This window comes from Streptomyces sp. S.PB5 (assembly GCF_030403745.1).
Lineage (GTDB): Bacteria > Actinomycetota > Actinomycetes > Streptomycetales > Streptomycetaceae > Streptomyces.
Map to the genome: position 1 here is coordinate 84,426 of NZ_JAQMWP010000028.1, position 18,111 is coordinate 102,536.

At 69.1% G+C, this 18,111-nt stretch carries 17 protein-coding genes; 12 read left to right on the top strand and 5 right to left on the bottom strand.

The genetic code is table 11. The annotated features are described in order from the left end of the window. Window positions 1–20: 20 nt before the first annotated feature. The gene (locus PH203_RS44435; RefSeq protein WP_289928096.1) at window positions 21–1,700 is read right to left on the bottom strand and encodes a serine/threonine-protein kinase; all 1,680 of its coding nucleotides are present in this window, start codon (window positions 1,698–1,700) and stop codon (window positions 21–23) included. Between the two features lie 22 nt (window positions 1,701–1,722). Beyond that, complete coding sequence (locus tag PH203_RS44440) at window positions 1,723–2,445, bottom strand: trypsin-like peptidase domain-containing protein (protein WP_289928100.1); 723 nt, start codon at window positions 2,443–2,445, stop codon at window positions 1,723–1,725. Between the two features lie 303 nt (window positions 2,446–2,748). Here PH203_RS44440 and PH203_RS44445 point away from each other — a divergent pair, with 303 nt between their 5' ends. Together PH203_RS44445 and PH203_RS44450 are read left to right on the top strand one after the other, a co-directional pair. After that, window positions 2,749–4,104 carry a S53 family peptidase gene (locus tag PH203_RS44445; protein WP_289928103.1) on the top strand — a complete coding sequence of 452 codons (1,356 nt, stop codon included), beginning with the start codon at window positions 2,749–2,751 and terminating at the stop codon, window positions 4,102–4,104. A gap of 161 nt (window positions 4,105–4,265) precedes the next feature. After that, window positions 4,266–5,132 carry a hypothetical protein gene (locus PH203_RS44450; protein ID WP_289928106.1) on the top strand — a complete coding sequence of 289 codons (867 nt, stop codon included), beginning with the start codon at window positions 4,266–4,268 and terminating at the stop codon, window positions 5,130–5,132. A gap of 28 nt (window positions 5,133–5,160) precedes the next feature. Here the strand turns inward: PH203_RS44450 and PH203_RS44455 are convergent, their stop codons facing one another. Together PH203_RS44455 and PH203_RS44460 are read right to left on the bottom strand one after the other, a co-directional pair. After that, complete coding sequence (locus PH203_RS44455; protein WP_289928108.1) at window positions 5,161–5,808, bottom strand: Uma2 family endonuclease; 648 nt, start codon at window positions 5,806–5,808, stop codon at window positions 5,161–5,163. A 129-nt stretch (window positions 5,809–5,937) separates the two neighbouring features. Continuing rightward, the gene (locus PH203_RS44460; RefSeq protein WP_289928112.1) at window positions 5,938–6,360 is read right to left on the bottom strand and encodes an ATP-binding protein; all 423 of its coding nucleotides are present in this window, start codon (window positions 6,358–6,360) and stop codon (window positions 5,938–5,940) included. Between the two features lie 187 nt (window positions 6,361–6,547). Between PH203_RS44460 and PH203_RS44465 the strand changes: the two genes are divergently transcribed. The 8 genes from PH203_RS44465 (at window position 6,548) to PH203_RS44500 (ending at window position 15,402) form a co-directional block, all read left to right on the top strand. Next, window positions 6,548–7,393 (top strand): helix-turn-helix transcriptional regulator, encoded by an 846-nt coding sequence (locus PH203_RS44465; protein WP_289928114.1) that lies wholly within the window; start codon window positions 6,548–6,550, stop codon window positions 7,391–7,393. An 11-nt stretch (window positions 7,394–7,404) separates the two neighbouring features. Continuing rightward, window positions 7,405–7,737 carry a DUF397 domain-containing protein gene (locus PH203_RS44470; RefSeq protein ID WP_289928115.1) on the top strand — a complete coding sequence of 111 codons (333 nt, stop codon included), beginning with the start codon at window positions 7,405–7,407 and terminating at the stop codon, window positions 7,735–7,737. A gap of 479 nt (window positions 7,738–8,216) precedes the next feature. Continuing rightward, window positions 8,217–8,525 (top strand): hypothetical protein, encoded by a 309-nt coding sequence (locus tag PH203_RS44475; RefSeq protein ID WP_007383036.1) that lies wholly within the window; start codon window positions 8,217–8,219, stop codon window positions 8,523–8,525. Between the two features lie 197 nt (window positions 8,526–8,722). Further along, window positions 8,723–9,532 carry a hypothetical protein gene (locus PH203_RS44480; protein WP_289928118.1) on the top strand — a complete coding sequence of 270 codons (810 nt, stop codon included), beginning with the start codon at window positions 8,723–8,725 and terminating at the stop codon, window positions 9,530–9,532. Further along, complete coding sequence (locus tag PH203_RS44485) at window positions 9,522–10,859, top strand: hypothetical protein (RefSeq protein WP_289928120.1); 1,338 nt, start codon at window positions 9,522–9,524, stop codon at window positions 10,857–10,859. Before PH203_RS44480 ends, PH203_RS44485 begins: the two co-directional genes overlap by 11 nt. A 23-nt stretch (window positions 10,860–10,882) precedes the next feature. After that, the gene (locus PH203_RS44490) at window positions 10,883–12,424 is read left to right on the top strand and encodes an SCO6880 family protein (protein ID WP_289928122.1); all 1,542 of its coding nucleotides are present in this window, start codon (window positions 10,883–10,885) and stop codon (window positions 12,422–12,424) included. A gap of 14 nt (window positions 12,425–12,438) precedes the next feature. Continuing rightward, complete coding sequence (locus PH203_RS44495; protein ID WP_289928123.1) at window positions 12,439–13,860, top strand: ATP-binding protein; 1,422 nt, start codon at window positions 12,439–12,441, stop codon at window positions 13,858–13,860. A 15-nt stretch (window positions 13,861–13,875) separates the two neighbouring features. Further along, window positions 13,876–15,402, top strand: a complete 1,527-nt coding sequence (locus tag PH203_RS44500; protein WP_289928124.1) for a type IV secretory system conjugative DNA transfer family protein — start codon at window positions 13,876–13,878, stop codon at window positions 15,400–15,402. A 26-nt stretch (window positions 15,403–15,428) separates the two neighbouring features. On the opposite strand, the gene PH203_RS44505 is transcribed toward PH203_RS44500, so the two are convergent. Next, a complete protein-coding gene (locus PH203_RS44505; RefSeq protein ID WP_289928125.1) occupies window positions 15,429–15,989 on the bottom strand; it encodes a GNAT family N-acetyltransferase in 561 nt (186 codons plus the stop codon). Window positions 15,990–16,084: 95 nt separating this feature from the next. Here PH203_RS44505 and PH203_RS44510 point away from each other — a divergent pair, with 95 nt between their 5' ends. Continuing rightward, window positions 16,085–17,347, top strand: coding sequence for a sensor histidine kinase (locus tag PH203_RS44510; protein ID WP_289928126.1), 1,263 nt, complete (start codon window positions 16,085–16,087; stop codon window positions 17,345–17,347). Continuing rightward, window positions 17,344–18,012 carry a response regulator transcription factor gene (locus PH203_RS44515; RefSeq protein ID WP_289928128.1) on the top strand — a complete coding sequence of 223 codons (669 nt, stop codon included), beginning with the start codon at window positions 17,344–17,346 and terminating at the stop codon, window positions 18,010–18,012. Before PH203_RS44510 ends, PH203_RS44515 begins: the two co-directional genes overlap by 4 nt. The last annotated feature ends 99 nt before the right edge of the window (window positions 18,013–18,111 follow it).

Below are 18,111 nucleotides of genomic sequence, written 5' to 3' on the forward strand. Positions count from 1 at the left end.
CGGAGTCCGCCCGCGTCAGTCTAGGAGCTTCCCACCTGGAATCCATGGCAACCGATGGACTCGTGATCGGTGGGGGCGGGGCCGGTGACGTGGTAGAAGACGACGGTCCAGTCGCCGGGGTCGGCGGCGAGGGGGACGGGCCGGTAGACCTTGCCGGTCCCGGAGTGCTCCTGGAAGTCGTCGGGATAGGTGAGTTCGATGTAACCGCCGTCCTTGCGGTGCGTGTAGATGTCGACGGGCCGGCTGGTGTAGCCGGCGCGCACATACGTCGTCCCCTCGTAGGGCACGCCCGTCGTGGGGGAGTTGTCGCGCGGCGGCTTCACCCCGACGGAGACGTAGTACGGCTCGGGCTGCTCCTTCTTCATCTCCGCGTACTTGAACCGGACACGGATCCGCGCCCTCTCCCGGACCTCCGCGGCGGTGGGATCGTCCGCGTCGACCGCGCTGTACTGGAGTTCCTCCGGCGCCGACACCGCACCGACCTGCGCGCACGTGCCGTCGGCACTGTTCCAGATATCCCGGTTGGGGCGATCGCCCACGATGTACGCCGGTGGCTTCCAGGCCGCGCCGGAACCGCTTGCCGACGCCCCGCCCCCACCCCCCTCGCTCTCCCCGTCCTGCATCCGCAGCGCCACGACGGACCCGGCGACCACGACGGCCGCGACGGAGACGGCCACCAGCCAGGGCGTACGACGGGACCGGCGCGGTCGCGGTGCGGGTACCGCCGTCGGCACGTACGTCGGGACGTACCCCGGCCCCACGGTGGGCCGATACGCGGGTGCCGCCGGCGCCCCGTGCCCCGCCGGTACCAGTCCCGCCGCCACCGCGGCCCGGAGATCCCTCGGTACGGCCACGGCGTCCGCGGCGAGACGACCGTAGAACGGGTCCTCGGCGAGCGCGGAGGAGACCGCGCAGCGCGCGATGACGGCGTCCGGCCCCGGCCGCGCGCCCGGATCCTTGGCCACGCATTCCTGGATCAGCGCGGCCAGCCCCGGCTCGACCCCGCTGACGTCGACGTCCTCGTGGACGACGCGGTACGAGACGGCGTGCGTCGGCCCGGTGCCGAAGGGGGGCCGCCCGGTGGTGGCGTACGCGAGCGTGGCGCCCAGGGCGAAGACGTCCGCGGCCGCCCCCACCTGATGGCCGGTCAGCACCTCGGGCGCGGTGTACCCGGGCGTCCCCGGAGTGAGGCCGGTCTGCGTGAGAGCGGTGTCCGCGGCGCCCCGCGCGATGCCGAAGTCGATGAGGAGCGGTCCCTGCGGGGAGAGGATGACGTTCTGCGGCTTGAGGTCCCGGTGTGTGACGCCGTGCGCGTGCACGCTCGCGAGCGCCTCGGCGAGGGCGGCGAAGAGGCGGCGCGCACTGTCGGCGGGCAGGGGCCCATGGGTGCCGACGGCGCCGCTGAGGGTGGGGCCGGAGACGTACTCGGTGGCGAGCCAGTAGGGCGGGGCCTGGAGGGAGGCATCGATGAGGTTCGCGGTGTACGCGCTGCGCACCGCCCGAACCGTCTCGGCCTCCCGCCGGAACCGGGCCAACGCCTCGGGATGGTCGGTGATCTCGTCCCTGATCACCTTGATGGCGACCAACCGCCCACCGGGCGACCGCGCGAGATACACCTGCCCCATGCCACCGGCCCCGAGCCGCGCGAGCAGCGTGTACGCGCCTATGTGCGCCGGGTCCCGATCTCTCAGTGCGTCCACCGCACCGACCTTGCCACAGAGATCAGTTGGCCGCGCGACGGTACAACTCCGCGGCCTCGGCCCCGAGTACGACGCTGTACGAGATGTCGTCCGTGGCCCCGCCCTGCTCATGCCCGCCCAGCACCCCGACGACGTCCCCGTCCCCGTTGACCCAGGGGCTGCCGCTGGTGCCCGCGCTGAAGCCGGGGCAGTCGATGCGCTGTTGGGTACGGCTGTGCGCGACGGGCTTGTTGGTGCAGCGGACGGGCGTCGCACGGGAGTTGGGGTAGCCGGTGACGGTCACGGCGGTGGCGCCGGTGGCGGTGCCGGGGGTGAAACGGTTGCCGCCGACGACGTCCTCGATGTGGCGGCCGTGCTGCTCGGCGAGGCCGGCGAAGGCCAGGTCACTGTCCTCGTCCCGCCCTTTCGTCCAGCCGTCGGGGAGATAGCGCTCGGTGATCCGCCATCTTCCGTACGGGGACCGGCCGTCGCGGTAGCCGGGGACGAACACGAAGTCGTCGGTGCCGGCGTCCTCGTCGAGGCAGTGCGCGGCGGTCACGATGAGGTCCCGGCCCGGGCTGCGCACGACGGAAGCGGTACAGAAATGCTCCCCGTCCACGAACAGGGCCCCGACCCGTGCCGCCTCCGCGCTCACCACGGCAGCCGTCGTGACACCGAGGGGCCCGGGCCCGCCGTCGGCGGCCGCCTCGGAGGCGGAGGTGGCGGCGAGGAGCAGGAGGGCGAGGTAGAGAGGCGCACGCTTCATCGGGGCGCAGGATTCCGTACGCGGGTGAGAAACAGGTCAAGCGAGCAATCTCAGCCGACCCCCGGCAGTTGTGCGCAACGCGTGCAGATGGTCAAGCCGAGACCATTCGGCCCCCATCGCCCCGCCATCCGCCGGTAACCCCCCAGCCTCCTTCGGTATTGCAGAAGTCAGGATTCCGTAGCCCGTCTTGTTGGCGCGTACTCAACAAGAGGATGGTCTACGCGGGTCGCCGCCCCCGCCGGGAACCTCACCGGTGGTCCCCCACCGCAGGCCTCTGCAACCCCACTTACAGGAGGCTGTACGTTGCATACGCCCAACACCCCTCACAGATCAGGCAGATGGCACCGCCTCGGCACAGCGACGGTCGCCACAGCGGCCCTGGTCCTCGCCGGACTCGGCGTCGCCACCCACGCGAACGCGGCCGCCCCCACGCCGCACAAGGTGACCGCCAAGGCGGTCGCCGCCCAGGTCGCCAAGGCCCACGTCCAGTACGAGAGCGCGTGTGACACGACCCCGAAGAAGGGCTTCGCCGCCTGCAACGCCCTGCGCGTCACCGGCGGCACCACCGCGTACATGGAGAAGCAGGCCGCGCTGAAGGGCGTGACGCCCAAGACCGTGAAGCCGCACGCCTCCTCGGCCACCCCGACCGGCTACGGCCCGACCGACCTCCAGGACGCGTACGGCCTGACCGACGCGGCCGCCTCCAACGGCTCCGGCGAGACGATCGCCATCGTCGACGCGTACGACGACCCCAACGCGGCGGCGGACCTTGCCACTTACCGCTCGTACTACGGCCTGCCGGACTGCACGGTAGCCAACGGCTGCTTCAAGAAGGTAAGTCAGACGGGCTCCACGACCTCCCTCCCCACCGCCGACAGCGGCTGGGCGGGCGAGATCTCCCTGGACCTCGACATGGTCTCGGCGATCGCCCCGAACGCCAACATCCTGCTGGTGGAGGCCGATTCGGCCTCCTGGGCGGACCTGGGCACGGCCGTGAACGAGGCCGTCAAGCTGGGCGCGAAGTTCGTCTCCAACTCCTACGGCGGCTCGGAGGCGTCGAGCGACACGAGCTACGACACCTCGTACTACAACCACCCGGGCGTCGCCATCACCGTGAGCGCGGGTGACAGCGGCTACGGCGCGGAGTACCCGGCGGCCTCGAAGTACGTGACGGCGGTCGGCGGCACCAAGCTCTCCACCGCCTCCAACAGCCGCGGCTGGACGGAGTCGGTGTGGAAGACGAGCAGCACCGAGGGCACGGGCTCCGGCTGCTCCAAGTACGACGCCAAACCGTCCTGGCAGACGGACACGGGCTGCACCAAGCGCATGATCGCCGACGTCTCGGCCGTGGCCGACCCGGCGACCGGCGTCTCCGTCTACGACACCTACGGCTCGGACGGCACCGGCTGGAACACCTACGGCGGCACCAGCGCCTCGGCCCCGATCATCGCGAGCGTGTACGCCCTGGCGGGCACCCCGTCCAGCAGCTCCTACCCGGCGAAGTTCCCGTACACCGCGGCCGGCACCTCGGCCCTCAACGACGTGACCACCGGCAACAACGGATCGTGCTCCACGAGCTACTTCTGCACCGCCAAGTCGGGCTACGACGGCCCGACCGGCTGGGGCACGCCTGAGGGAGTGGACGCCTTCACGGGCTGACGGCCAACAGGAACAGACGAACGGACAGGAAAGAGGACAGCCAAACGGAACGGGCCGTGGCAAGCGCCACGGCCCGTCTCTCTTCCCGGCAGCGGACCGGGCATCGTACAGCTCGACAGGATCGAGTACGCCGCCCTGAAGATCTGCAACGGGATCACACCATGATGTACAACCTGCTCGTCACCGGCGCGGCAACGCCCTCCAAGCTCCCCGCCGCACTGGCAACGGCCTTCCACATCTCCGTCCACGACGTGGACGTGGCCGACGCGCTCGGCGATCCCGACCGAAGGAACTGGGACGCGGCCGTGTCCTGCGCATACACGGCACTGCACGGCGACCTGTCCTGGGCCTTGGACCTCTATGCGCAGGAGTCCGTGCCGAACCCGCCGGGTGAGAGCGACCTGGCGAAGGAACTGGCGGCTCTCACCGGAGAGGTGGCGCTCCTCTCGGCCGCCGAAGCACTCCCGAGCGCCTACTGGGCGGCTTCTCCCAACGGGCTCCTCACCCGGGCGCGGGTGTTCGTCTCCGACGACGAGGAGCCCGTGTACCGCGTCGACGCCGTGGAGATGCCACTCCCCGGACTACCCGGAGCCCACGTCACACGCATCGCGGAGGTGGTCGGCGAACTGAACATCCCCACCCCCCTCACCGACACCTTCCGCGCACGACTCCCGGCACAGGAGTCGGCCGCGGGCACCCCGGGCTGGGAGGCGTGGACCCGCCTGGGAGCGTGGGAGAAGCTGGTCGCGTACATGGCATCGGGGTGGTCAGGCTCCGGCTGGTGCCCTCCCGATCTGTACCGGGCCCGCCTCGAGGCGAGGGATGCCCTGGAGGACGTCCCGCCCCGCCTGCCGGAGGCGATCGCAGCTGACCTGATGAGCGCCCTTCAGCACCTGGACAACTCCTACGCGGAGCTCACCGCAGAGGACAAGGGAGGCGAGCTGGCCGGGCTCCTGCTCGGCCCGGAGGCGCGGCAGCGACAACTGGCCTGGTGGTGGCACAGGCGCCCGGAGCCACTGCCCTGGTGAGCGGGCCAGAGGCTCTACCGAGATCACCTCAGGCCCGCTTGGGCCCCGTGATGTCCTCCCCGATGACGAACCCCTTGGCCGGACCCTCGGGGATGAGGGCATCCGTTCCGTACGGAACCCGGTGCTCGTCCTCGTACCGAGCACGCTCGGGCACCGGCGCGCTCAAGACACTCACCGTGCCGCTGTTGTCGTAGTCGTCGATGATCACGTACACGGGGATTCCGGCCCGGGCGTATTCGCGGCGCTTGCGGATGCGGTCACGGTCCTGGTTGCGCTTGCCGGGAGAGACGACCTCGACGACGAGCTGAAGGACTTTGGCCTCAACCCCCAGGCCATCCTCATCTGCGTACGGCTCCAGGTCTTCGGGAGCGACAAAGGCGTCAGGAATCCATCCCTTGCGTTTATGGATGACGTTGGTGTCCTGGTGGCAGACGTATTCACTGTCTTCCAGGAACTTGTCCAGCGCCCGACGCAGACGGTTGATGATCTGCGCATGGGACAGACGGCCGGTGGGCGACACCTCGATGGCTCCCTCAATGATCTCAGCGCGGTAGCCCTCGGGAAGTTCCATGGCTTTCCATGCCTGCCACAGAACCTCGTCCAGGTCGGATTCGTTCTGGGATTCGGGCTGGACGTCAGACATGGCCTGGGGCCTCTCATGCGCGAGAGCGGTCAAGGTGGCACCTCCTCCTCAAGTGTGGGCCGGGTGTGCACGAGGCACAAGCAACACGATCACGGTACGAACGGCGACAGGGCTGACCAGGGACAATGTCCACGGCCCACCCGTTCGAGCGAAGGCGACACCTCACCGGCACTCGGCCCACAACAACTTCCCGCCCTTCGACGCACCGAGCTCCCGCAGCACGGAAACCCCGACAGAGTCCGCGAAGGCCCGTACAAGATGCAGACCCCGGCCGTTCTCGGCGTCGGGCGGGGGTACGGGGCCGTCGGCGCCGGCGAATCCGGGCGGAACCCTCGGGTCGTTGTCCCATACGGCGACCCGCAGGCGCCCGGAGTCCATCTCGCGGAGCCGGAGGGCGTAGGGGCCTCGGGTGTGGAGGTGGGCGTTGGTGAGCAGTTCGGAGGCGAGAAGTTCGGCGACGGGGGCGACGTCGGACAGGCCGTGTGCGGCGAGGACGCTGCGGAGGGTGGCGCGGGCGATCCCCGGTGCGTGTGGATCGTGCGGGAGGTGGAGGGTGTAGGCCCAGGGCGGGGTTACGGTGGCCATCGGAAGTCTCCGATCACGGTGGGGAGTTGGATGGTGGCCCAGTGTCGGTGCCGCCCCGTCGGGCGGTGTGCTTCTGGGCGAGGGGCCCTGGAAGTAAGGTAGCGAGGAAAAGTGAAGGTATTTACTGAAACTGAGGAATCGCCTTCACTGCCACCCGTGTGAGTGACGGCAAGGAGGCGGCAAGCCCGTGAGGAACCCAACGGGTCGCCAACTGCGCTTCGGCGCGGAGCTGCGGAAACTCCGGGAGCGAGCAGGCCTGAGTTCCACTGAGGCCGGTCAACTTCTGGGCATCAAGCAGGCGCAGGTCAGCAACATGGAGGCCGGCCGGGTCGGCGTAAGCCCCGAGCGGGTGCGCACGATCGCCTGCCGCTACGAGTGCTACGACGAGCCCCTCGTCGACGCGCTCAGCGACATGACCTCCGAGCGCAGTCGCGGCTGGTGGGAGCAGTACCGAGAGCTGCTCCCCAGTTCACTCGTCGACCTGGCCGAACTGGAGCACCACGCCTGCTCGTTGCGCGACTCCACAACGGCCCGCATCCCAGGCCTGCTCCAGACGCGCGAGTACGCACTCGAAATCTTCCGCCAGGCGGTCACCGAACTCTCCCCACCCGATGCGGAACACCGCCTGTCATTCCGCATCAAGCGACAGGCAGTCCTCTTCCGAGAGGACAGCCCGACCCCTTACGAGGGGATCATCCACGAGGCCGCACTGCGCATGAAGGTCGGCGGCCCCAAGGTTGCCCGCCAGCAGTTGCAGCACCTCCTCGACCTGAGCGACCAGGACCACGTCACTCTGCGAGCCGTCACCTTCGACGCCGGCGCCTATCCGGGATCAGGTCAGTCGATCCACTACGCGTTCGGGCCGGTACGGCAGTTGGACACTGTCTATCTCGACCAAGCCCACGGCCTCGCATTCCTCGACGCCGAGGCACAACTGCACAAGTACCGCACTCTGTTCGAAAGAGTGAGCGCTGTTGCGCTGCCCCCGAAAAAGACCCGAGACCTCATCCACAACGTGATGCAAGAGCTGTGAAGGGAATCCCCGTGAACCTGCGCTGGCAGAAGTCGTCGTACTGCTCCGAGGGCGCCTCCTGCATACACGTGGCCGCAGGCCCCACCACCGTCCATCTAACGGAAAGCAGCGACCCCACCGAAGCGATACTCACGGCCACCCCGGCCACCTTCACCACCTTCCTCACCACCCTCAAACACGAACCGCCCCTCCCCCACCCCACCATCCACATCACCCACGCCGCCGAAACCGTTCGCATCCACACCACCGACACCACCGTCACCACTGCCCCAGCCAAGTGGGAAGCCTTCGTACTCGGCGTAAAGGCAGGCGAGTTCGACCACTTCGCGGCAGTGGGCTCATAACCGGGGAGAGCCACAAGCACCACGCGACGCTCACGCCGACCACGCCTTCACCCCCGTCAGGCGTCGAAGCTCTCTCGGTCACGTCGGCGTCGGCAGCGACGGGGAGTCGGGCCGCGGACGCTCGCCTCGCGCTCCGTACCGTTCCAGAAGGGCGCTGACGACCGCTTCCGTCTCCTACCAGGGCAGCTCCAGGTGCCCTGCGGCATGCCCAGCGCCGGGTAGCCTTCACCCACAGAACATGGGTCCAAGAAGAGGTCAACGACGGAGCCACACGAAGGTTCCGCTCCGGCCTCATTGCCCGGCGTGACCTGCCGTGATACACAGAGTGACCGGACAAGTACCAGACAAGCATTCGTACGAAACCCGCCAATCAATGACGCCAAGTCGACATACGGGGGCGGTTTCGTCAGCGACAATGAGGCCTGAACTCTGCGCACCCGCAGAGGAAGCGGAACTACCCACCAGGGGCGGTGACTTACATGCTCTTTGCGGCCGACAAGGGAGACATCAACACCATCATCGGCGGGATCGCTCCCGACTGGGGTCCCTTCGGGGCGCTGGGCACTGAAGCGAAGACGATGATCCAGGTTGTCATGGCGGTCGCCATCCTGCTCTGCCTCGGCATCGCCATCTGGGGCGCCGCCAAGCAGCGCATCGGCGCGACGGCCCTCCGCGACACCTTCAGCGCGGAACAGGGCAAGGGCCTGATCATCGCCGGCCTCACCGGGGTATTCATCATCGGCTCACTCGGCACACTGTTCACGATCGTGTACGGCATGGCCGTCTAGCTGGCGTTCCTTCAGTCTCCCTCCCCATCCCCCGGGCACGCCCGGCCCCCGTCTCCACCCCACCCGCCCGTCGTGCCCACCGACTGAGGTTGCGTTTCCCTGATGCCGAGTCACCACACCGCGCCCGCGCGGGAACCAGCGCGGCTACCGTCGTACTCCTACGTGTTTCCGTACGACGTCGAGGGGGCGTGCGCGGAATGAGTCTCGGGGACGAACACGAGGCCTCCGGCGGTTACGGCGGCTCGGGCCAGACCCGAACACGGCTGCCGGACGACGGGTACGGCGGTGCGCGGGGTCCACGCCCCAGGGGACGCTCGTCGTCCCGCAGCCTCGTCACGGTGGTCGGCGTGGTGGTCCTCCTCATCGCCGCGATCGCCTTCGCGAACCGAGGAGGAGACGATTCCTCATCGGGAAACGGGGGCGAGGACAAGCCGGAGGTGGCGACCACGGCGGCGAGCGGGACGAAGGCTGTTCAGTCGGGGTTCGCGCATGATGAACAGGGGTCTCAGAGCGCGGCGGCCAATTACGCGGCGACGCTGGTCTCGGCCGACATTCTCAAGCCGACCCAGCGGGCCGAGATCGTGCGGCAGGTCTTCGTCGCCGACAAGCAGGCCGAGCTCACCGCCAAGTTCGACAAGGCCTACTCCAAGGAGTTCCTGAGCAGCATCGGTCTGGACGCGAACGGCAACGCGACCGGCGGCCAGACCTACGTCTCACGGACCGTGCCGATCGGGACCAAGGTCACGAGCTACTCGAACACCGCCGCGACGGCCGAGGTCTGGTGCACCGGCCTGTACGGCACCGCCGGCGACAGCTCGACCAACCCCGTCACCAGCGACTGGTTCACCATGACCCTTCAGCTGCGCTGGACCGACGGCGACTGGAAGGTCGACAGTTTCTCCCAGAAGGACGGCCCCGCGCCGGTCCCCGGGGACAACAAGGCGTCCAGCGCCGACGACATGGCGAAGGCCGTCGAGGAGTACGGAGGGTTCACTTATGCCCGGTAGCCCGCGCCGCTTGCTCAAGGTCACCGCCGCCCTCACCGCCGTACAGACAGCCGTGGTGCTGCTGGCTGCCCGCGCCGTTGCCGCACCCACCCCCTCGCCGTCACCGACGCCCTCGCCGAGCGTGTCCAACGACAACTGCGATCTCATCGTCGGCCCCGCCAAGGACTACTGCGAACAAGGCAGAGGCTCCGGCGGCTCGGGCGGCACCACCCTAGACCCCACCTCCACCCTCGACCCCCTCTCCTCCCTCGCCAAGGGCTGCGCAGACGCCGCCGCCTGGACCATCGACAAGCTCAGCACGGCCGTGAAAGACACCGCGGACGTCGACTTCACGAACCCCAAGTTCCTCCAGCAGTACGCGGTCGTCTTCGCGGCGTCGACGATCCTCACCCTCCTCCTCTGGCTGCTGGCCGTAGCCAAGCGAGCCGTCCGCGGCGTGCCCCTCACCACCGCCATCGGCGAGGCGATCGGGTTCCTCTGGCTCACCGTCCTGGCCTCCGCCTTCACGCCCCTCATCCTGTACACCGTCGTATCGGCCACTGACAGCGTCACGGACGTCCTCGCGAAGACGACGGGCGATCAGACGGACACGTTCTTCGGTACCTTCTCCGGCGCTCTGGAGAAGGGGGAGGACATCGGCGGCGGCCCGATCATGCTGATCGTGGTGTCGCTCGTATCGATCCTCGCCGCCGGTGTGCTGTGGCTGGAGCTCGTCATCCGCGCCGCGCTCCTCTATGTGGGCGCCCTCCTCGGCACCGTCGTCTACGCGGGCCTGGTCGACAAGAACCTCTGGTCCCACGTCCGCCGCTGGGCGGGCATCATGATCGCGGTCATCCTGGTGAAGCCGGTCATCGTGATCGTCCTGGGCCTGGCCGGCGCACTGTCCGCCGACGACGGCCCGGACGCCTTCTCCGCGGTGGTCTCGGGCCTCGCCATCATCCTGCTCGCGATCTTCGCGTCCGCGATGATCTACCGCTTCGTCCCGGGCTTCGGCGACGAGATCGCCGGCTCCCGCAACAACCGCATCATGCAGGGCGCGGAGGGCAAGGCCGCGGCCGTCATCAGCTCCCCCGCCACCCTCGTCGCCCAGGGCATCAAGACCCACAGCACCCGGGCCGACAACAACGGTGGTGGCGGAAACAACAGCGCCCGCCCCTCCAACCCGGCCTCCGGCGGCGTGGCCGCCCACAGCACCCGCACCCCCAACGGCGGCGGTGGCGGCGGATCTGTCCCCTCCGCCGCACCCCAGCCCCGTTCGAGCAACGCGGTCAACACCCCGCACGCCAGCAACAACCGCAACAACCGCACAGGAGGTGACGGGCGTTGACGGCTGATTCCCACGCAGCCCATATGTCCACCGCGGTCACACCCCGCCGTACCTATCTCATCGGCCGGGCGCGGCCGAACGCGATCGTCGGCCGCAACCGTGAGACCGGCGAGATCGCGCTGATCATCGTCGGCGCGTTCCTCGGCATGATGTGCGGGCTCCTCGTCCCGGTCCTGGCCCTGCGCATCGTCCTGCTGATGGGCTTCCCGCTGATCGCCCTGATGGCGGTCTACGTGCCGTACAAGCACCGCACGTTCTACAAGTGGTTCGAGATCAACCGTAGTTACAAGCGGTCGCTGCGCCAGGGCACCACCTACCGCTCCAGCGTCATGGAGGCCGGCACCAGGTCCGACGGTCTGGAGGTCGAGGTCGGCCCGCCGCCCGGCATCGGCCGCATCACCTGGCTCGCCGCCCCCTTCGGCCCCGACGAGATCGCCGTACTCCTCCACGCGGACCGCCGCACGGTCACCGCGGCCATCGAGATCGAGGGCCCCGGCGTCGGCCTGCGCGACTCCGAGGACCAGGAAGCCCTCGTCGACCGCTTCGGCACCCTCCTCAAGCACGTGGCCAACGGCGACGGCTTCGTCACCCGCCTGCAGATGCTCGCCCGCACGCTCCCCGCCGACCCCGACGCCCACGCCAAGGACGTCGCCGTCCGCGGGGACGAGAAGTCACCGGCCTGGCTGCAGCAGTCGTACGACCAGCTCCAGTCCATGGTGTCGACGAGCAGCGAGCAGCACCGCGCGTACCTCGTCGCCTGTATGCACTTCACCCGCGAACTCGCCGCCGAGGCTCACACCATGGCCCGCGCGGCCCGCCCCCAGTCCGGCCGCAAGCTGGACCGTGACGCGGGTCTGGCGGTCGTCATGGCGCGCGAGCTGACGGACATCTGCTCGCGGCTGCAGGAGGCCGACATCCGCGTACGACAGCCCCTGGGCCAGGGCCGTCTCGCCTCCCTCATCCACTCCATGTACGACCCGGACCACCCCATCGACCACATCCAGGCGATGACCAAGCGCAACGCCTGGCCGGCCGAGCTGGACGCGATGGAGCCGACGTATCTCCAGGCGAAGACCCGGGAGTCCAGCACCCGCGCGCCCTGGTGCCACGCCACCGCCTGGGTGAAGGAGTGGCCCATGACTCCGGTGGGCGTCAACTTCCTGGCGCCTCTCCTCGTCCACACCCCCGACGTCATCCGCACGGTCGCCGTCACCATGGACCTCGAACCCACCGAGGTCGCCATCGAGCGCATGCTGACCGAGAAGACGAACGACGAGGCCGAAGCCTCCCGCGCCGCCAAGATGAACCGGACCGTCGACCCCCGCGACATCGCCGCCCACAACCGTCTGGACCAGCGCGGCGAGGACCTGGCGAGCGGCGCGGCCGGCGTCAACCTGGTCGGCTACATCACCGTCTCCTCCCGCTCCCCCGAATCCCTGGCCCGCGACAAGCGGACCATCCGGGCCTCGGCCGGAAAGTCGTATCTGAAGCTGGAGTGGTGCGACCGCGAGCACCACCGCGCCTTCGTGAACACGCTCCCGTTCGCCACCGGAATCCGAAGGTAGAGGCTGATGCGCTGATGCGGGACCCGCTGTCCGTCCTCACCGACGCCTTCACGTCCTTCCTCTTCGGGAAGGTCGAGACGACCCGCCTGCCCGTCCGCACCTCCACGGGCCAGGCCCAGGCGGTCTATCTCCCCACGGCAGCCCCGGGGTTGGGCGACTCGGGCGTGATCATCGGCCGCGAGGTGTACTCCGGCAAGGGCTACATCTACGACCCCTTCCAGCTGTACGGCCAGCAGCTCCCGGCACCTCACTGGCTGGTCCTCGGCGAGTCCGGAAACGGCAAGTCGGCGCTGGAGAAGACGTACGTCCTACGGCAGTTGAGGTTCCGCGACCGACAGGTCGTCGTCCTCGACGCCCAGGGCGAGGACGGCGTCGGTGAATGGAACCTCATCGCGCAGGAGCTGGGGATAACTCCTATCCGCCTGGACCCGATGGCCGCCCTGGACATGGGTATCCGCCTCAACCCGCTCGACCCCGCGATCACGACGACGGGCCAGCTCGCGCTGCTCCGGACCATCATCGAGGTCGCGATGGGCCACGGCCTCGACGAGCGCTCGGGCTTCGCGCTCAAGGTCGCGCACGCCTACGTCAACGAGACGATCGTCGAACGCCAGCCGGTGCTGACCGACATCGTCGAGCAACTACGCCACCCCGAGCCGGAGTCGGCCGAGGCGATGAACGTCGACCTAGACGACGTACGCGCCTGGGGACTCGATGTCGCCCTGGTCCTCGACCGGTTGGTCGACGGTGACCTGCGCGGCATGTTCGACGGCCCGACCACGGTCGGCATCGACCTCGACGCGCCGCTCATCGTCTTCGACCTGTCCCACATCGACCGCAACTCCATCGCCATGCCCATCCTCATGGCGATCGTCGGAGTGTGGCTGGAGCACACCTGGATCCGCCCCGACCGGAAGAAGCGCATCTTCCTGGTCGAGGAGGCCTGGCACATCATCAACAGCCCGTTCGTGGCCCAGCTGTTCCAGCGCCTGCTGAAGTTCGGCCGCCGCCTCGGCCTGTCCTTCGTGGCGGTCGTGCACCACCTGTCCGACGTCGTCGACGGAGCGGCGGCGAAGGAGGCCGCGGCGATCCTGAAGATGGCGTCGACGCGGACGATCTACGCCCAGAAGGCCGACGAGGCGCGGTCCACGGGCCGGGTGCTCGGGCTGCCGCGCTGGGCGGTCGAGATCATCCCCTCCCTGACTCCGGGCATCGCCGTCTGGGACGTCAACGGCAACGTCCAGGTCGTCAAACACCTGATCACCGAGACGGAACGCCCGCTGGTCTTCACCGACCGCGCCATGACCGAGTCCTCCAGCGAGCTCACGGACGACGCCCTGCGCGCCGCCGAACTGGAGGCCGAGGAGCGGGCCGCGGCCTTCATGGAACAGCACATGGAGCAGCACATGGGCGACTCCGAGTCGACGGTGGCGTAGGCGGGAGGCGGGGCAATGGTGAGACCTGACGACCGCCACCGGCAGGACGGTCACAGAGGCCAGAACGGTCATGGCGCTCAGGGCGGCCACAGAGGCCATGGCGGTCAGGGCGGCCAAGGCGGCATCCCCGACGGGCTGTTGATCGGCATACTCGTCTTCCTCCTCGGCATGACCCTGCTGATCTGGTCGGCCACCGGCCTCGCGGGCCTGTTCGCCAACGGCAGCTGGCCCGACGGCGTCACCTTCACCCGTACGCCTCTGGCCATGCGCCAGTTGATCGGCGATCCCCACGACATGCCGGGCGCCTGGCCGGAGACCCCGGCGGCCCAGCTCTCCGGGTACGGGCTGTTCTGGGGCCTGTTCATCGGCCAGTTGATGGTCCTGGTCGTGCTCACCGTGTTCGTCCTCGGGACGGTGGCCCGCTGGAAGGCCGTACGACGGGCTCGGCGGGCCGCGCCACCGGTCGTGGCAGCCGAGGCCCCTCCGGCAGCCCCGGAGCCCGAGCCCGTCGTCGAGACAGCCGCCCACCACGAGGTCCCGACACCCAGGGTGGAGCCGGTGCCGCCGGCGGCGTCGGAGCCTCTGGAGGTGCCGGAGCCTTTGAAGGTGCCGCCACGGGTGGAGAAGGTGCTCGTGGCCCCGCGCGAGACCCGCCAGTCCACCGCCACCCAGGCGGTCCGCGACGCGGAGGGCCCCACCCTCGTCGTCACCTCGAACCCCGCCGTCTGGTCGGAGACCAAGGACGCCCGCGCCAAACTGGGTCCGGTACACCTCTACGACCCCGCCCACCTGTGCGACACCCCGGCCCGCCTCCACTGGTCCCCCACAGCGGGCTGCGAGGACAAGCAGACGGCGTCAGCCAGAGCCGCCGCCCTCCTCGCCCCCGTGCGCCCCACCGCGAAGATCGACCAGGCCGTTGCCGACGTAGCCGAAACGCTCCTGCGGAGCTATCTGCACGCCGCCGCCATCGACGGCCGCACCATCCGCCACGTCCACCGCTGGTCCCAGGGCACCCAGATCCAGGACGCCGTCCGTGTCCTGCGCACCAACCCCAAGGCGGCCGCGGGCTCGGCCGGCGAACTCGAAGCCGCCCTCACCGGGCACCCCGAACGCCGGGACATCGCCCAGGAGTTGACCGGCCGCGCCCTCGCCGCACTCTTCACGGTCAACATCCGCGAGGCGTGCACTCCAAACCGAACTGATGCCCTTGCCTTGGATTCCTTCGTCGACGAAGGGGGCACGCTTTATGTCGTGGGGGAATCCATCGAGGACCCCAGGACCAACCCGGGCGCGATGCCTCTCCTGACGGCCCTCGTCTCCAGCGTGGTCGAGCGTGGCCGGCGCATGGCCGAACGGTCATCCTCCGGTCGCCTCGACCCACCACTGACGCTCGTCCTGGACGACGTCGCCGCCGTGGCTCCGCTTCCCCAGCTCCCGGAGCTGCTGGCCACCGGAGCGGACCGGGGCCTGCCGACCCTGGCCCTGCTCCGGTCCCGGGAACAGGCGAGGACCCGCTGGCCGCACGACGAACTGCCGGTGTAGGACGAACCCGGTGCAGCAGGAGCCCCTCAGGGCTTCTCGAGGACGAACTCCAACTCGATCTCCCCCTCCTGCCCGGGCAACGGCACGGTCTTCCCGGTCGGCACGAACCCGACCTTGCGATAGAACCCCTGAGCCCGCGGATTGTCCTCGTGCACGATGAGCCGCACAGCCTCGACCCCCCGCTCCCAGGCCCACTCCACGCCCGCCTCGAAGAGCCCCTTGGTCACCCCGCTGCCACGCCACTCGGGCCGTACGAACACCCCGACGATGTGCCCCTGGTCCCGCTCGACGGAAAACCCGGCCCAGTCGGTGCTCCCGGCCTTCTCGATCAGCACGACCGCGGACCCGACCCACGTCCCGTCCGCGGCCTCGGCGACGAACTGCCGCGCCTCTCCCCCGTGCGACGACCCGGCCGCCCGCTCCTGCCAGAAGGAGTCCGGATGCGTCAGGGCCTTCTCGTACGTCTCCAGAAAGGCGACCGGCGCCGCCGGATCCTGCAGGGCGACGAGCCGCAGCTCCTTCACAGCGCGCCACTCGTCAGGACGTATGGGACGGACAACGTACGAATCGAGGTTCGAGTCACTCATACCGAGCACGGTAGTACCCAGGTACTAGACCGCTCACCCGATATACGCCCCGTAGCCTGACGCCCCATACTCGTCCCACCAGGGAACATCGCACCATGGACCCCATGCCGGTGCGGGAGCAGCGAGAGACGAGGGCGGCCGAGCCCCTCACCCAGTGGATACAGCGCATCACCCGCGCGGTACGCGCCTTCGACCACCGCCATCCCCTCCCCTGGGACCTCGCCCTCGCCGGCTTCTGGGTGACAGCGGCCCTCATCGACTACGCCGGCGGTGGCTGGGAGAGCGTCACTCGCAATAAGGACGTCCCCGCCGAACTCCTCCTCACCATGAGCCTCGGCCTCTCCCTGCCCCTCCTCTGGCGCCGCACCCACCCCCGCACCGCCCTGCTGCTCATGGCCCCCATGGCCGTCGCCAACGCCTGGAGCGGCGCGGTACTCCAAGCCGCCCTGCTCCAGCTGATCATCGTCTACAACATCGCCCTGCGCCGCCCCCTGCGCTCCCTGTCGTGGACCACGCTCCTGGTCGTCACCCCGGAATTCATCACGCACGCCCGCCACCCGAAAGGCACCTGGGACGAACAGGTCTTCCCCGTCCTGATGTCGATCGCCCTGTGCGCCGTCCTCGGCATCGCGGTCCGCACCCGCCGCGACTACACCGAGGCCCTGGAGGACAAGGCCCGCCGCCTGGAGATCGAACGCGACCAGCAGGCCCAGCTCTCCGCGGCCGCCGAACGCGCCCGCATAGCCCGCGAAATGCACGACATCATCGGCCACAACCTCTCCGTCATCACCGGCCTGGCCGACGGAGGCCGCTACGCCGCCGCGAAGTCCCCCGCCCGAGCCGCAGAAGCCCTCACCGCGATATCGACGACAAGCCGCCAGGCCCTGACAGAACTACGCCGCCTCCTGGACGTCCTGCGCGAGGAAGGCGAAGCACCCCCAGACCTGACCCCGCAACCGGCCCTAACCGACCTGGACCACCTGATAGAAGGCGTCCGCAAAACAGGCCTCCCGGTAACAACAACCCTCCACGGCACCCCGTCCATCACCCCCGGCCGCCAACTCACCATCTACCGAGTCATCCAGGAAGCCCTCACCAACACCCTCAAACACGCCGGCCCCACCGCCACCTCACACATAGCCATCTCCTACGACGACGGCGGCACCGTCTCCGTCACAGTGACCGACACCGGCCACGGAGGCCCGACCGGAAACGACGGCAGCGACAACAGCAACGGCCGGGGCCTGCCGGGAATGCGCGAGCGAACCGCCTTGTACGGCGGCACACTTGAGGCCGGCCCACGCCCCGAAGGGGGCTGGCGCGTCCACCTGCACCTACCGGAGGAACCCGACCAGTGACGACCGTCCTCATCGCCGACGACCAGCCCCTGCAGCGCCTCGGCTTCCGCATGCTGCTGGAGAGCCAGGACGACATGACGGTGCTGGGCGAGGCCCCCAACGGCACCGAGGCGGTCCGTATGACGGCCGAACTCCAGCCCGACGTCGTCCTCATGGACGTCCGCATGCCCAGCCTCGACGGCATCGAGGCCACCCGCCGCATCGTGACGGCCGGCGCCCGCACCCGCGTCCTGATCCTCACGACCTTCGACCTCGACGAGTACGCCTACGCGGGCCTCCGCGTCGGCGCCTCCGGCTTCCTGGTGAAGGACGCCCAGCCGGAAGACCTCCTCTCCGGCATACGCGCGGTGGCAACGGGCGACGCGGTGGTGGCCCCCAGCCTGACCCGCCGTCTCCTGGACGCCTACGCCCACCACCTCCCGGCGGCAGCCCCCACACCGACCGACCCTCAGCCGGAGGACTCACGTCTCGCACCCCTCACCGACCGGGAACGCGAAATCCTGACGGTCATCGGCAAGGGCTGGACCAACACGGAGATAGCCACCCGCCTGCACCTGGCCGAGTCGACCGTGAAGACCCACGTGGGCCGCATCCTGGCGAAGACTGGGTCCAGGGACCGGATCCAGGCGGTGATCTTGGCGTACGAAACAAAGCTGGTGAAATAGAAAAAACCCCGTGCCAACGGCACGGGGGTTTTCTCAAAATTTGTTCGGCGGCGTCCTACTCTCCCACAGGGTCCCCCCTGCAGTACCATCGGCGCTGTA